Below are 14572 nucleotides of genomic sequence, written 5' to 3' on the forward strand. Positions count from 1 at the left end.
GTGCGCCATGCCTGAACTGTCCCGTCTGCCTCAACCGGTCGCCGAGTCGTGGGAGTGGCAGCTGTCCGGGCTGTGCCGCGGCATGGACAGCACCTCCTTCTTCCACACCCCCAACGAACGCGGTGCGGCACGGGAAGCACGTGAGGCGGCGGCGAAGGCGATCTGCCAGCGCTGTCCCGTCATGGAGAAGTGCCGGTCGCACGCCCTGGAGGTGCAGGAGACCTTCGGCATCTGGGGTGGTCTCGGCGAGAGCGAACTGCGGGCGATCCTCGCGAAGCGCGCACGCAAGACCAAGTCCTGATGTACACGCCCCGCGCTGTGGCGCAGATGCTCGGCATCGCCCCCACCACGCTGCGCACGTGGGACCAGCGCTACGGCCTGGGCCCCACGGCTCGCACCGAGGGCGGACACCGCCGTTACGCGGACGCGGACGTCGAGGTGCTGCGCAAGATGGTGCTCCTGACCGCGCAGGGCGTGTCCGCGGCGGCCGCCGCCGTTCTCGCACACCAGGACCCGGTGGCCCGTCCCGGCGGTTCCCGCACCTCGATCAGCGCGGAACAGGCCCTCGCCGCACGGCGGGGATTCCTGGCCGCGGCCAGGCGCCTCGACGAGCCCATGATGACCGACCTCGCGGAGAAGCTGATCGCCGACCACGGCGTGATCCCGGTGTGGGAGAACGTCTTCGTCCCGGTGTTCGTGGAACTGGGCGATCTCGTCGCCGAAACGGGACGGGGCGTGGAGGTCGAGCACCTCGCCAGCGCGAGCGTCCTGTTCGCCCTGCGCGCGACACCGCGCGCGGCAGGCCCCGGAGTGCTCGCGGCCCTGCTGGCGTGCGCACCGGACGAACAGCACTGGCTGCCGCTGGAAGCACTCGGGGCCGCCTTGTCCGAGAAGGGACGCGTCTGGCGCAGCTTGGGAGCACGGGTACCCGCGGAGGCGTTGTTCGAGGCGGTCCTCCGCCTGCACCCCGCCGTCGCACTGGTGTGGGCGCACCGGCGCGAACTCGCTCTCCAGGTCCCGCTGGCCGACCTCGTCGAGCGGACGCACACCGTGATCGCGGTCGCGGGCCCGGGGTGGGAGGGCGTGCCCCTGCCGTCGTTCGTGCGACGACCCGCCACGCTGACGGAAGCACTGGAAGTCGTGCTGAACCACACGCATCCGTGACGACGTCCGCCCGCGGAGGCTCGCAGGAGGCGCCGGCCTCACCGGTGGCGGCGGGCCTGACCACTCCGACCGAGATCGTGCTCCGGCATCTGTTTGTTCACCAATGGCACGGGTAGCCGGGCACGACCGAAGCGAGTCCCTGCTTCCTTGGAGTGGTCATGGCAGCAACCCGAGACGCCGTGCGGACGCCCGTGCAGAAGGCCGCACTGGCCGTCAGCGTCGTGTTCGTTCTGGTCGGCGTCGCCGGCTTCATCCCGGGTCTCACCACCAACTACGACACCCTGATGTTCGCCGGGCACGAGTCCCAGGCGATGTTGCTCGGTGTCTTCATGGTGTCGATCCTGCACAACATCGTGCACTTGGCGTTCGGCGTCGTCGGATTCCTGATGTCCCGCACGGCCCCCGGCGCGTACCGGTACCTGGTCGGCGGAGGCGTCGTCTACCTGCTGTTGTGGTTGTACGGCCTGGTGATCGACCACGACAGCGCCGCGAACTTCGTTCCGCTCAACACGGCCGACAACTGGCTGCACCTGTTGCTGGCCGTCGGCATGGCGGGACTGGGGTTCGCGCTCGGCCGGGGTGCCAACGCGCGCGGCCGCCGGGTCTAGCGCCCCTCCCCCGACGATGATCAGCAGTGCGACGTCGACGACCGCGACCGCGAGCAACGCGGTGAAGTTCGCCCGCGATCCGGGACGGCGGCCGCGTGTCTTGCCGATCACGAGGATCACGACCGACAACGGCACGGCGATCAGGCCCGCCGTCGTGACGGGCCCCGGTGGCCCGAACGCGAGAACCAGTCCGGTGATCACCGCCAGCGCGGCCGCAGCCGCCGCGCTGGCGGTCTCGCCGAGTCGGTGGGGCAGGCCGCGGACACCGGTGGCCGCGTCGTCGTCGAGGTCAGGGATGACGTTGGCGAAGTGCGCGGCGCTGCCGAGCACGGCGGCCGCCACCATCAGCCACCCCGGCGCCCACTGGTCGCCCGGTCCGCCGAGCGTGATGAACGTGGGCAGCAGCCCGAACGAAACCGCATAGGGCACAACGGAAAACGCGGTGGCTTTCAGGCCGAGGTCGTAGGCCCACGCCGAGCACAGCATCACGACGTGGACGACGGTGGCGTCCACACCGGACAGCAGCGACACCAGAACCGCTGCCACCGCGGCGATGATCGTGGCCGTCAGCACCAGCGGACGTGACACGGCACCGGAGGCGACCGGCTTGTCCCTGCGGCCGACACGCGCGTCCCTGTCCGCGTCGAGGAAGTCGTTGAGCCACCCCACCGACAGCTGACCGGCCAGCACCGCCACGGCGACCGCCACCAGCCCCGCCACCGATCTGCCGGTGGCGACGGCCAGCGCGGTGGCGACCGCGGTGACGGCGAGAGCGGGTAACGGATGACAGGCACGCGCAAGAGCTTCGATGCGACCCATGGATCTCCAGTCTGCCCACCCGCGGACCACCCGCAGGACGATCTCGAACCGAACGATCCCGAGCTGTACGAACGGCTCGCGGACCAGTGGTGGCAGCCACGCGGACCGTTCGCGATGTTGCACTGGCTGGCGGCGGCACGCGCCCGGCTCGTCCCGGCACCGCACCCCGGCGCGGTCCTGGTCGACCTCGGCTGCGGTGCCGGGCTGCTCGCACCGCACGTGCGGGGTTACCGCCACATCGGCGTCGACACCTCGCAATCCGCTCTGCGCCAGGCACGAGCGCGTGGCGTCCGCACGATCCGCGGCGACGTGCTCGCCCTGCCGTTGCCCGACGGGTGCGCGGACGTCGTGGTCGCGGGCGAGGTCCTCGAGCACGTCCACGACCTCGCGGGTGCGGTCGCGGAGGCCTGCCGCCTGCTCAGGCCCGGCGGCCTGCTGGTGCTGGACACCCTGGCCGACACCGCGCTGTGCCGCTTCGTGGCCATCACGGTCGCCGAACGCGTCGGCCTGGCACCACCCGGCGTGCACGATCCCGCGTTGCTGGTCGATCGCGAGGCCTTGGCCCGTGAATGTGCTCGCGGCGGTGTGCACGTGGAATTGCAGGGTATCCGCCCGTCGTTGCCCGGCCTGCTCGCGTGGTCGGTGCGGCGCGGAACCGCTGTCCGCATGGTGCCGACCGCGACCACGGCCGTCCTCTTCCAGGGCACCGGCCGCAAGAAGGGATGATCCTTGAACCTGCACTCCCTGACCGAACGCGTGGCGGGCCGGGCGGCGCGGTACGACGAGTCCGGTGACTTCCCCGAGGACGACTTCGCCGACCTGCGCGAGGCCGGGTTGCTGGGTCTGATGACCCCGCGGCACCTCGGCGGAGCAGGTGCCTCCTTCGCGGAGTACACGGACGTCGCGGTGCGGCTGGGCAGCGGGTCCGGGGCGACCGCGTTGATCTTCAACATGCACGCGTCGGTGACCGGGGCCTTCGCGCACACGCCGGACGACCTCGTCCGGCAGTTCGGCGGCGCGGAGACCTTCTTCGCCTTCCGCGACCGCGTGCTGAAGGCCGCGGCCGAGGGTGCGCTGTACGCCGTGGCGATGAGCGAACGCGGCATCGGATCCCGGCTGTCCCAGGTGCGCACGAGCTACGAACGGACGAACTCCGGCTTCCGCCTCCACGGCGCGAAGACGTTCGTCTCCGGCGCCGGCCACGCGGACGCCTACCTGGTGGCGGCCAGGGACAACGCCTCCGAGGAACCGAAGATCTCCTACTTCCTCGTCCCCGCCGGTCCCGGTGTGGAGGTCCAGCGGACCTGGGACTCGCTCGGCATGCGCGCCACGGGGAGCCACGACCTGCACCTCGACACCGAGGTCGGTGAGGACGCCCTGGTGGGCGGGATCGAGGGCGCGGCCCTGCTGCTGGCACAGGTGATGCCGCAGTGGCTGGTCGCGTCGTACGCCGCTGTCTACGTCGGTGTCGCCCAGGCCGTGCTCCGCCACGGCGCGGAGCACCTCCGCGAGCGCGGGCTGCACACCCTCCCGATGGTCCGCGCCCGCCTCGGCCGCGCCGACGTGCAGGTGGCCGCCGCCGAGCTCGTCGTCAGGAAGGCAGCGAGGCTGGTCACCGACGATCCCGGCAGCCCGGAGACGAACCGGTGGGTGTGGCGGGCCAAGCTGACCGCCGGTGACACCGCGGCCGGGGTCGCGTTCTCGGTGCTGGAGGCGGCAGGTGCGGCGGCGACGCGCCGGGGACATCCGCTGGAGCGGCTCTACCGGGACGCGCGGTGCGGAGCGTTGCAACCGGCCACATCGGACGTGTGCGCGGACTGGCTCGGTGCCGCCGCGCTGGGCGACGACCCGGACGAGGCCCGCTGGTGACCGCGCACATCGCCGCGATCAGCACGGCGCTCCCTCGCCCGATCGAGCAGAACGTGCTGTGGGACCAGCACTTCCGCACGCTCCTGGGAGAGAGCCGGGCGGCCGGGCGGATCTTCGCCGCCGCGGGCGTCGAACGACGGCACGCCGTCATCAGCCCGCTCGACCTCGACCTGTCGGAGAGCACGACCGGTGAGCGCATGCGGCTCTACGACGCGTACGCGCGGCCGTTGGGGCACGAGGCCGTGTCCACCGCCCTGACCGAGGCCGGTCTGGAAGCCGCTGACGTCGGCCAGCTCACCGTCGTGTCCTGCACCGGGTACACCGCGCCGGGACTCGACGTGCAACTGGCCGCCTCGCTGGAACTGGCAGGCGACGCGCAACGGCTGCTCGTCGGGCACATGGGTTGTTACGCCGCACTGCCCGCGATGGCCACCGTCGCCGGCTACGTCAACGCGCACCGGCGTCCCGCGGTGATGTTGTGCCTGGAACTCACGTCCCTGCACGTCCAGCCGTCCACAAGGGACGTCGGCCAGATCGTGTCCCACGCGCTGTTCGGGGACGCGGCCACGGCGATCGTCGTCAGTCCCGGACCCGGCGCGCTGGAGGTCGTCGCCACCAGCGCGGTCACCGATCCGGCCACGGCGGACCACATGACGTGGACGGTCACCGACCACGGGTTCCGGATGTCGTTGTCGCCGCAGGTGCCCGAGGTGCTGGGCAAGCACGTGCGGCAGGCGGTCGAACGCCTGCTGACCGAGCACGGCCTGACCGTCCCCGACGTGCGCGGCTGGGCCGTTCACCCCGGCGGGCCGCGCATCCTCGACACCGTCGGGCACGAGCTCGGTCTGCCACCGGACGCGCTCGCACCGTCGCGGCACGTCCTGCGCCACAACGGCAACTGCTCCTCGGCGACGGTCCTGATGGTCCTCGACGAACTGCTGCGCACCACGCCGTTGCGCCCCGGCGACCCCGTGGTGGCGATGGCGTTCGGTCCCGGTCTGACCCTGTACGTCACGCTCCTGAGCGCGAGGTGAACCGTGCGATCCCTGGCAGGCACCGTTGTTCTGATCACCGGAGGCACCGCCGGCATCGGCCGGACCACCGCCCGGCTGCTCGCCCGCAACGGTGCGCACGTCGCGATCTGCGGCCGTGACCAGGAACGCCTGGACGCCGCGCTGCGCGAGATCCCCCGCGCCTGGGGCATGTGCTGCGACGTCACCGTCCCGGCCGATCGGGAACGGCTCGTCCGCGCGGTGGCCGAGCGGTTCGGCCGGATCGACGCCCTGGTGAACAACGCCGGACAGGGCCGCGTCGGCAAGCTCGGCGACCTCACCGGTGACCAGGTGAGCACTCTGGTGGACGTCAACTTCACCGCCGTCGCGGACCTGACCCGGCTCGTCCTGCCCGCTTTCGGCGCCCGAGGCGGGCACGTGGTGATGATGTCGTCGGTGAGCGCGTGGGTCCCGATACCGCCGCTGTCGCTCTACTCCGCCACCAAAGCCGGCGTGCTGGGGCTGGCGCTCGGGTTGCGCAGGGAGGTGCCGCGCGGCGTGCGGGTGCACGTCGTCTGTCCGGGGCCGATCCGCACCGAGTGGCTCTCGCGGGAGCTCAACGGCAGGCGGCCGAGCACGTCGCACCGCACCGTCTCTCCGCAGGGGCCGATCCGGGGAACGTGGCTCGTGCGGTGAAGAAGTGCCTGACCGCGCGGGTCTCCCGGACCGTGGCCGTGCCGCGCTGGTGGGAGGTCGCGCGGCTGGGTTCGTGGGCCCCGGTCACCCGACTGCTCGACGTCGTGGTCGCTCCCGCCTCGACGGCGATCGTCCGGCTGGCTCGGCGGTACGGCAGGAGCCTGGGCTCGCCGTCCTGACCCCGCCGCGGGTGGCCCGCCGCCCTGACCCGCGCGCCGGCCTGAAGGTCAGCGGCGTGTGCGGTCCGGGAGCACCAGGATCACCGACAGCACCACGAGCAGGCTCAGCAGCACGACGTTGAGCACCTGGTCGCGCGGTTCGTACATGTGCAGCATCGTCAGGTGGTAGACGAAGTGCAACGTGTTGAACACCAGCAGCGGGGCACCCGCGAGTGGCACCACCGCCTGCTTCTTGGCGTACAGCAACGCCATCAGGCTCAGCGCGGTGAACGCGAGGTACGCCGCGCCGACGTCCTTGGCGAAGTGCTCGTTGTACGGGCCGAGTTGCGGCAGCCAGCGCAGGCCCAGGCCGGGGAACGTGTCGAACCAGGTCTTCGGCGCGAAGTACGCGAAGAAGCCGACGTACGCCGACGTGAGCGCGATGAAGGCGAGGCTGATCCGGTCGAGCAGGAGTTTCACGTGACGGTCCTTCGTCGGTGTTACCGGGTGGGTAGGTCCGCTGCTGGTCGATGGTCTGCTTGAGGTCCTTGGCGACGTGCTCGGTCATGTGCACCTCGCGGTCCCAGCCGGACGTCACGACCGCGCCGGCCGGGCCGAGCGCCAGGCAGGTGACGCAGGAGGCCGGCTCGAAGCGGACCGGCTCGTAGAGCCGGGGCCTGATCACCCTGTCGTCACCCGCGCTGATCAGCGTGATCCGGAGGTCCTCTTCGGACAGTCCGTGCTCGCCGCGGACCTTGGCGGCGCTGGCCGCGCTCCACACGCCGGCGAAAACCGTCCCATACAATCAGGATACTGGACATCCAGGTTCTCCTCGGTCGTCACGACCCGGCACTGACAGGGCGAACGTAGGGAACCTGGACATTGAATGTCAAGATTCAAGCCGTCAGCCGGAGAGGTGAACCGATGCGGAACGCATGGGCGTCACCGCGATCAGCAGCGTCGTGTGCACACCCGGCAGTCAACCCGCCCGGCGGCGATCACCACTTGCGCCAGGAGACCGGAGATCGCTGCCGGGCTGGTCCGGCAGCGCAGCCGACTACCGCCGGACGCGGTCCGTCTTCGCGCCGGTGAAGATCGCGTCCGTCGTCGTCGCACCGGTCAGGTCCGCGCCGGAGAGCAGGGCATCGCTGAAGTCGGCCCGCACCGCCTGGGCGTTGCGCAGATCCGTTCCCCGCAGGAGGGCGCTCGTGAACCTCGCGTGCGTGAGGGTCGCCGACGTGAGCCGTGCCCCGCTCAGGTCGGCCCTGGTGAAGTCGGCGTCGGTCAGGTCGCATTGCGCGAAGTCGGCGTCCTGGAGGTTGGCGCTGGTCAGGTCGATGTGCAGGCGCTGCCAGCGGTTCTCGCTGGTGCCGCTCGCGTCCACCAACGTCGAGAGGTGACGGCTCAGGATGCGCTGCGCGGTGAGGCGCACCTGGTCCTCCTGCTTGATGCGTTCGTACTCCTCAGGACTCTGCTCGTCGAGGTTGGGCGCGGCGTGTGGCATCCGGAGGTAGGCGCAGATGACGTTCACGATCGTCGCCCGCTGGTCCGGCGCGCCGATGCCGACACGTTCCAGCGCGTACAGCCCGGCCAGCCGCACCGGTGCCTTGTCGCTGCCGAGTTGGTCGGCGGCCTTGGTGTAGAGCTCGGTGATGCGGCGTTCGGCGGCGTCCAGCTGGTTGGCCGCGTCGGCCGCGAGCTGGCGGCCGAGTTCCAGCTCCGTCGAGCGCTGCTTGCGGGCGGCGAGCCACAGGGCCACCAGACCGCCTGCCGCCACGACGATCGTGCCGGCGACCTTGATGGCCTCCAGGCGGGCCTTGGTGACCGGCCGGTCGTCGCCGAACTGCCACAGCAGCAACGCGGTGAACACCGCGCCGACCGCCAGCAACCCGACGCCGATGACCGCGATGGCCCGGTTGCTGAGGGCGACTCCCCTGGCGCTTGTCATACGACCACAGTAGTGACAGACAGCAGCCGGGCTGTCACGGTGGAGTGATGGGGATGTTCGGGGGACGGACGGCCACCAGGCTCCGCGCGAAGGCGACCGTCGAGCACCAGCGGTTCGAGGCGGCGGTCCGCGCGCAGGACCTGCACGGGGCGCTGCGGCACAGCGAACTGCTGGAGAAGACGATCAGCGAGCTCATCGAACGCGAGCCCGGCCAGGCGTTCCACCGGTTCCAGCTCGCCGGGGTCCAGTACAACCGGGCCACGGTCCTCGACGCGCTCGGGCGTGGTGACGAGGCCGTCGCCGCCGCCCAGAGCGCCGTGCGGACGTACGCGGCGTTCGACCCTGCCTCCGGTGACCCCGCCGCGGTCGCCCGCCAGTTGCGCGAGATGCGCACGGACGGGATCGCTCCGGAGACCCTGATCCGGCACGCCGCCGACGCGGCCGCGAGGCTCGCCCGCCTGCTCGCGAAGTACGAGGGCAAGGCACCCGGCACCACTCCCCTCGACACGTACGGGCAGCTGCACCGGCACGGCGACGAGACGACGCAGGCCGACGTCGACCGGATCGCCACCCAGCTCGACGACGCGCGCCGCAGCCTGCGGCAGCAGCCCGGTCCGCGCACGCCCGTGCCCGGCCCCTCGCGGAAGCCCAGGTCGAGCCCGGAGCTCAAGGCGAACCAGCGGGCCCTCGGCCGGCTCGAACGACTGCGGCGCCAGGACCCCACCGGGATCGCCCACCAGCCGCAGATCGCGCGCCTGCACTACGACGCGGCCACCCTGCACAACAACATCGGCAACGGGCCCCAGGCCGTGGAGGCCGCGCGCACCGCGGAGGCGCTCTACACCGACCTCGACCCGACGCACGGCGATCCGTCGCGGGTCGAGACGACGGTCCAGCGGTTCCGCGCGCAGCACCCCGAGTCCGTGCGGCAGTTCGAGGAGCTGATCGGCAACGCCGCCAACGCGCGGTCGCAGCTCGCCTGGATGCTCGCCTGCCACCACGGCCGGAGCGAGGCCGCGGCCGTCGAACGCCTCGCCACCAACGCCATCCGGACCTACGAACAGCTCATCCTGGTCAGCCGCCAGTACGGGCCCGCCGACCTGCGACTGGTCAACGAGCAGGTCACCCAGGCGTACGCACTGCTGAGGCGCTGACACCTCCTCAGAACTCGTCGGCAGCATGCGGGACACGACCGCACGTTCCACCGTTCTCGTTCCACTGTGTGCGTGCCGGAAGGTCTGGACCCCAGCGTCTTCACACTGACCACTTCGGACGGTGCACGGCTGTCCGCTGTGGAGCTCGGCAGCGACGATCGCGGTGTCCTGCTGTCGCACGAGCAGGGTTGCCACATGTGCTCTCGGCTCGCGTTCGGCCAGCACCTGGAGATCGTCGCTGGTGGCCTCCACGGCACGGACGTGCTGCGCGAGGACGACCCGGAGGAGCTGTGGAAGCTGATCCGCGGCTTCGTCGACTCCGCCTTCCGGCGCTGACCGGTGATCGACAGGTAGCGTGCGGGGCGTGGAACCTGTCGCGCTGCCGTTGGGACGACCCCGTGAAGAGCGGGCCGATGCCGCACGCAACCGCGCGCACCTCATCGAGGTCGCGCGGGAGATGGTCGCCGAACTCGGCGCCGACAAGGTCACGATGGACGGCCTCGCCGACCGCGCCGGGCTCGGCAAGGGCACGGTGTTCCGCCGGTTCCGCACGCGGGCGGGCATCTTCCACGCACTGCTGGACGAGGAGGAGATCCGGTTCCAGCGCGAGGTGATGAGCGGTCCGCCGCCGCTCGGGCCGGGCGCCCCGGCGGCGGACCGGCTCGTCGCGTTCGGGCGGGCGCGCCTCGAGTTCCTGGCGCGGCACATGGTCCTGGCGCGCGCGTCGCTCGACCCAGGCCAGCCCGTGGTCGCGAACGAGAGCCCGTCGCTCTTCCACGTGCAGATGCTGCTGTCCGAGGCGTCCCCCGGCGACGCGCTGAGCGGCACGCTCGCGTTGCAGCTCGTTGCCGCGCTGGAAGGGCCGATCCTGCTGTACCTGCAGTCGCAGGACGACGCGCCCGACCTGGACGCCGTGGTGGAGAACCTGATCACCAGCTGGCGGGTCCTGGTCGAGCGCGTCTGCGGCTAGGCCTTGGTGCGGACGGTGAACCTGTCGATCGCGAGCGCGCCCGCGTCCAGGCGCAGGCCGAGGGCCGGTGCCCAGCCCGCGACCACGTCCGGGGCGACCGCCGTGCCGATCGGGGCCGACCTGAGCAACGTCCACCGGTGCGCGTGCTGCTGCCAGCTGGTGAGCTGACCGTTCTCCAGCACGACGGCGAGCTGGTCGCCCGCGGCCCAGGTCAGCGTGGCGCAGCAGCCGCCGGTGGCCTCGTCACCACGCCTCGTGCCACCGACCGTCACGTCGACACCGGACGCCTTGCCCGCGTTGTTGAACCAGGCCAGCGCGAAGTCGCGGTTCCCTGCGCTCTGGCCGAGGAACAGGCTGTCCTCCGGCGCCGACCCCGCGAACGCCCCGGGTTCCACCACGATCGCGGTGCCCTTCGCGCTGCCGGCGACAGGTGCGGCCAGCACCGCTCCCGCCCTGGATCCCGCACTCGCCGTCAGCACGCCGTTCGCGACCTTCAGCGCCGGTGACGGCTCGCCGAACGGACCGTCCACCCGGTACGAACCGAGCCGGTCCGTGTCGTAGGTGTCGTCCCAGACCACCGTGCCGTAGTCGGCGGGGTCGAAGACGGCCTGCGCCGACGTCAGCGCCGAGGTGGCGCCGGTGCTGCCGGAAGCCGTGGCCAGCAACCGGATCGGCGCGCGGTCACCGAGTTTCGTGGCCGGTGCGGTGATCCGCCAGCGCGTGACGAGACCGCGGCCGGGGTTGAGCGTGGCGGCGGTGGCGGGCGTGAGAGCGACCGCGGACCATCCTGGCGGCACCGCGAGCGTGGCCCGCACGCCGCGCAACGGTTGCTGTGCCTGCAAAGTCGTCGTGGTCTCGACGGTACCGGCACGGAGCGCGAGATCGTCCGGAACCGTCGCGGACAAGCCCGCGACCGGTGCCCGCCACGACGAGAACGACGTGATCCCGACGGCTCCCCCGTCCGCGCGGCGCGGCAGGACCCGCACCCGGCTGGTGGTGACCGCCGGTTCCACGAGCACGCGGTTCACCTGGCGGGCCACGGGTTGAGCCGGCGTTCTGCGCTGACCCGGCAGGTCACGCCACGCAGAGCCGTCCCAGTGCTGGAGGTCGAACGTCGTCGGCACGCGCACTCCCCCGCCGTCGTCGTAGAACACCAGGCGCAGGTCGGAGATCCGCGTCGGGGCGCCGAGGTCGACCTCCAGCCAGTCGGCGGCGTTCGGGCTGCCGTACGACGTCCAGCGCGTGCCGGGGACGTCGAGGTGGAAGTCCTGACCGTCGATCGCCTTGGTGGGCGGGTCCGCGCTGTAGCTGTAGGACGCGCGGGCCGTCGGGAAGCCGGTGCGGCTGACGTTGGAGAAGTCGTCGACCAACTCCGGGGTGTCCGGGGTGGTGCGTGCCGGGACGGTGAGCCATAGGGTCGCGAGGGTCGGCTGGGTGTGGGTGAGCCTGCCGTCGAGCCAAACCCTGAGCCCCGCGCCTTGGCCGTACCGCGTGCCGTCGGAGTCCCACAACACCGTCAGGTTGCGGCCGTGGTACGGCAGGTTCTCGACGGCGAAGTGGCTCCACGAGTCCGGGACCAGCGGCGAGAGCTGCAGCGAGTTGCCCAGCTGCGGGCGGATGCCGAGCAGGCCGGACAGGACGTTGTCGTTGAACGTCGAGTGGTTGTAGTCCTCGCTGTGGCCCTTGCCGTCGTAGATCCACCGGTTCTCGTCCGGGTGGTGCGCCTCCGCCACGTACGGCTCGCCGTTCTTGCGCTGCGTCAACGCGTACCCGCGCAGCACCGAGACGAAGTCGTCGCGGTCGACGTAGGGCTGGCTCGGGTAGTCGATCAGCAGGTTCGCCAGCGCGGTCAGCGTCTGGCTGGTCGCGTACGGCCAGCTGGGACCGTTCCAGCGGCAGCAGCCGTTGAGCGCGTCCTTCATGAACCACGGGCTGCGCCGCTCGGCCGTCGTCGGGCCGTACTGGGCCGCGAACCCCTGCGGGTCGGTCAGCTGGGCCCACGCCGCGCTGTTCGCCGCCGGGGGCATGTGGAAGTACCACGGCACGAAACCGATCGACTCGCGGTCGGCGAGCTTCGTGCGGCCGGGGTTGCCGTCGCGCATGACGTGCTTGTAGAACTTGCCCGCGTCGTCCCAGAGCCAGCGTTCCTGGTTGGCTTTGAGCGCTTCGGCGGCCTGCTCGTACCGGCGCGCGCTCGTGGTGTCCCCGCGTGCCCTGAACAGCTCCGCGATCGCCCTGGCGTCGCCGTACTGGTAGGCGTTGAGGGTCGGCCGGTAGCCGTCGCCGCCGTGGTACGGGTCGGGGCTCTGGTAGGAGCTGACCGTGTACTCCATCGCGTCCCACACCGGCGTCTGCCAGTAGAGACCAAGATCCTCGTTGAACTGCGGCTGCCAGCGTTGCCACTGCCGGGTGAGCTCGGGCAGCCGGTCCGCGGCGAACTTCGCCCGGCCGTCGACGGCGGCGCGCGCGGCCACGGCGTCGGCGGCCCAGAACGAGTACTGGTGAGCCCAGTCGGTGGTGTTCTCGTTCAGGAAGTCGGTGGCGGGCTTCGGCCCGGAACCCGCGCCGCGCAGCCAGTAGTCGACGTAGTCGTCGAGGTAGCGGTGGTCGCGCAGCCAGCGTCCCTCGTAGACGTGGTGGCCCGCCGCGGCGACGATGCCGCCGTTCGGTGCGGAGTAGCCGACCGGGCCGAGGAACTCGGAGACGATCCAGCCGTCCTTCGGACCCGTGTACTTGAGCGCTTCTTTGTAGGTGCGCCAGCGGTAGTAGTAGGTGTCGCGGATTTCGCGATCGGGCAGGTCCACGAACGGGATGTTGGCCTCGTACCAGGCCGGTTCGGGAACGTTGCCGAGCAGGTCGGAGTGGTCGAGGAAGCTGGTGCCCGCGCCGACCGGGGGATACAGGTCGGGTGCGGCCGCGCGGTCTGGATGCCCCACCGCTGGCCATGCCGTCGAAATGGATAACGCCGCCACCACGAGCATCGTCATTGACACGCGCATGGGCTCATTGAAGTGGGAGCGCTCTCAACGCGCAAGAGTCAACGCAGTCCGACATACCTCCACAGGATCACGAACATCAGTCACCGTCGCGGCCGCCCGTGCCGCCGCAGCCGCGAACGCGGGGTCGCCCAGCACGCGCGCGACGGCGTCCCTCAGCCCGTCCACGGTGGACGGCCGGACGATCAGCCCGCTCCCCTGCCGGTCCACCCGGCAGGCCATCTCCCACTGGTCACCGCCGCCGGGCACGACCACCACCGGCACCGCCGCCCGCAGCCCCTTGACCAGCATCCCGTGCCCACCGCCGCACACCAGCACGGCGGACTGCCGCAGCAGTTCGTCCTGCTTGCCCGGCCCCGACCGCGCCCAGTCCGGCAGGTCGCTCGACGGCTCGAACGTCGAGATCACCGCCCGCACCCGCAGCTCCTCCAAGGCCTCCAGCGCCATCTCGGCCATGCCCCGCGCACCGGTCCAGGCCGTCGACGGCGCCACCATCACCAGCGGCGCGTCTCCCGGAGGTGGCGTCAGCACGTCCCGGCTCGCCTCCCACAGCAGCGGCCCGACGACGTGCGCGTCGCGCGGCCAGTCCGGGCGCGGCACCTCCAGCGCCGGGAGCGTGGCGATCAACCGCGCGATCCGCCCGGTCTCCTGGGCGCCGAGACCGATGCGCCGCCGGACGACGGCGCGTTGCCGTTCGCCCTGCTTCAGCGACCTGGCCGTCAGTGTGCGCAGCACCGCGTCGCGCAGCCGGCCGCGCACGCCCGTGCCGGCGGCCAGCCCGCTGCCCATCGGCGGCAGCCACTTCGACGGTTCGTACAGCGGGTGGGGCGAGAGCTGCGCCCACGGCACCCCGACGAGTTCCGCGGCCATGCTCGCGCCCAGCGCCAGGACGTCGCACACCACCAGGTCCGGTTCGAGCACGGCGAACCGGGGAGCGAGCGCCGTGGCCAGCTCCGCGGCCTGGTCGCACAGGGCGAGCCCGAGGTCCGGCGCGTCCTTGAGGTCGGCGAGCGACAGACCCGCGACGGTGGACGCGGTGATGCCCTCCGCCCGCGCCGCGCCGACCCACCGGTCGCCGGTGAGCAGGATCGGGGTGTCGCCGGCTTCGGCGAACCGCAGGCACAACGCGATGGCCGGCACCACATGACCGGGATCGCCTCCGGAGACCACTACGACGCGCACGGCACACAGATCTAGC

At 71.6% G+C, this 14572-nt stretch carries 15 protein-coding genes and 1 pseudogene; 11 read left to right on the plus strand and 5 right to left on the minus strand.

The window, feature by feature from the left end; genetic code table 11:
• Positions 1 to 7: 7 nt before the first annotated feature.
• The 3 genes from QSK25_RS20295 (at position 8) to QSK25_RS20305 (ending at position 1772) form a co-directional block, all read left to right on the plus strand.
• Positions 8 to 301, plus strand: coding sequence for a WhiB family transcriptional regulator (locus QSK25_RS20295; protein ID WP_285640307.1), 294 nt, complete (start codon positions 8 to 10; stop codon positions 299 to 301).
• Positions 301 to 1164, plus strand: coding sequence for a MerR family transcriptional regulator (locus tag QSK25_RS20300; RefSeq protein WP_285640308.1), 864 nt, complete (start codon positions 301 to 303; stop codon positions 1162 to 1164). Before QSK25_RS20295 ends, QSK25_RS20300 begins: the two co-directional genes overlap by 1 nt.
• Positions 1165 to 1322: 158 nt before the next feature.
• The gene (locus QSK25_RS20305; protein ID WP_285640741.1) at positions 1323 to 1772 is read left to right on the plus strand and encodes a DUF4383 domain-containing protein; all 450 of its coding nucleotides are present in this window, start codon (positions 1323 to 1325) and stop codon (positions 1770 to 1772) included.
• Positions 1773 to 1847: 75 nt separating this feature from the next.
• Here QSK25_RS20305 and QSK25_RS20310 read toward each other — a convergent pair.
• Positions 1848 to 2591: pseudogene (locus QSK25_RS20310) on the minus strand (UbiA family prenyltransferase); the annotation flags it as partial.
• On the opposite strand from QSK25_RS20310, the gene QSK25_RS20315 reads away from it, so the two are divergent.
• Genes QSK25_RS20315 through QSK25_RS20335 form a run of 5 tightly spaced genes read left to right on the plus strand, consistent with a single transcriptional unit; the run spans position 2556 to position 6327 of the window.
• The gene (locus tag QSK25_RS20315; RefSeq protein ID WP_285640309.1) at positions 2556 to 3317 is read left to right on the plus strand and encodes a class I SAM-dependent methyltransferase; all 762 of its coding nucleotides are present in this window, start codon (positions 2556 to 2558) and stop codon (positions 3315 to 3317) included. The pseudogene QSK25_RS20310 and the gene QSK25_RS20315 overlap by 36 nt on opposite strands.
• 3 nt (positions 3318 to 3320) lie before the next feature.
• A complete protein-coding gene (locus tag QSK25_RS20320) occupies positions 3321 to 4460 on the plus strand; it encodes an acyl-CoA dehydrogenase family protein (protein ID WP_285640310.1) in 1140 nt (379 codons plus the stop codon).
• Positions 4457 to 5494 (plus strand): type III polyketide synthase, encoded by a 1038-nt coding sequence (locus tag QSK25_RS20325; protein WP_285640311.1) that lies wholly within the window; start codon positions 4457 to 4459, stop codon positions 5492 to 5494. Before QSK25_RS20320 ends, QSK25_RS20325 begins: the two co-directional genes overlap by 4 nt.
• A 3-nt stretch (positions 5495 to 5497) precedes the next feature.
• Positions 5498 to 6148, plus strand: a complete 651-nt coding sequence (locus tag QSK25_RS20330; protein WP_285640313.1) for an SDR family oxidoreductase — start codon at positions 5498 to 5500, stop codon at positions 6146 to 6148.
• Entirely contained in the window at positions 6145 to 6327 is a 183-nt protein-coding gene (locus tag QSK25_RS20335; RefSeq protein WP_285640315.1) for a hypothetical protein, read from the plus strand. Before QSK25_RS20330 ends, QSK25_RS20335 begins: the two co-directional genes overlap by 4 nt.
• Before the next feature lie 48 nt (positions 6328 to 6375).
• On the opposite strand, the gene QSK25_RS20340 is transcribed toward QSK25_RS20335, so the two are convergent.
• Both QSK25_RS20340 and QSK25_RS20345 read right to left on the minus strand, forming a co-directional pair.
• Entirely contained in the window at positions 6376 to 6786 is a 411-nt protein-coding gene (locus tag QSK25_RS20340) for a hypothetical protein (RefSeq protein ID WP_285640317.1), read from the minus strand.
• Between the two features lie 577 nt (positions 6787 to 7363).
• A complete protein-coding gene (locus tag QSK25_RS20345; protein ID WP_285640319.1) occupies positions 7364 to 8254 on the minus strand; it encodes a pentapeptide repeat-containing protein in 891 nt (296 codons plus the stop codon).
• 47 nt (positions 8255 to 8301) lie between these two features.
• On the opposite strand from QSK25_RS20345, the gene QSK25_RS20350 reads away from it, so the two are divergent.
• From QSK25_RS20350 to QSK25_RS20360, 3 genes are all read left to right on the plus strand, one after another.
• On the plus strand, positions 8302 to 9408 hold the full coding sequence (locus QSK25_RS20350; RefSeq protein ID WP_285640321.1) for a hypothetical protein: 1107 nt from the start codon (positions 8302 to 8304) through the stop codon (positions 9406 to 9408).
• A 72-nt stretch (positions 9409 to 9480) separates the two neighbouring features.
• On the plus strand, positions 9481 to 9744 hold the full coding sequence (locus QSK25_RS20355) for a hypothetical protein (RefSeq protein ID WP_285640322.1): 264 nt from the start codon (positions 9481 to 9483) through the stop codon (positions 9742 to 9744).
• A 28-nt stretch (positions 9745 to 9772) separates the two neighbouring features.
• On the plus strand, positions 9773 to 10378 hold the full coding sequence (locus QSK25_RS20360; protein WP_285640323.1) for a TetR/AcrR family transcriptional regulator: 606 nt from the start codon (positions 9773 to 9775) through the stop codon (positions 10376 to 10378).
• Here the strand turns inward: QSK25_RS20360 and QSK25_RS20365 are convergent.
• Both QSK25_RS20365 and QSK25_RS20370 read right to left on the minus strand, forming a co-directional pair.
• Complete coding sequence (locus QSK25_RS20365; RefSeq protein WP_285640324.1) at positions 10375 to 13377, minus strand: MGH1-like glycoside hydrolase domain-containing protein; 3003 nt, start codon at positions 13375 to 13377, stop codon at positions 10375 to 10377. The genes QSK25_RS20360 and QSK25_RS20365 overlap by 4 nt on opposite strands.
• Before the next feature lie 24 nt (positions 13378 to 13401).
• Positions 13402 to 14556, minus strand: a complete 1155-nt coding sequence (locus QSK25_RS20370) for a glycosyltransferase (protein ID WP_285640325.1) — start codon at positions 14554 to 14556, stop codon at positions 13402 to 13404.
• Positions 14557 to 14572: the final 16 nt, after the last annotated feature.

This window comes from Lentzea sp. NBRC 102530 (genome assembly GCF_030269365.1).
Lineage (GTDB): Bacteria > Actinomycetota > Actinomycetes > Mycobacteriales > Pseudonocardiaceae > Lentzea.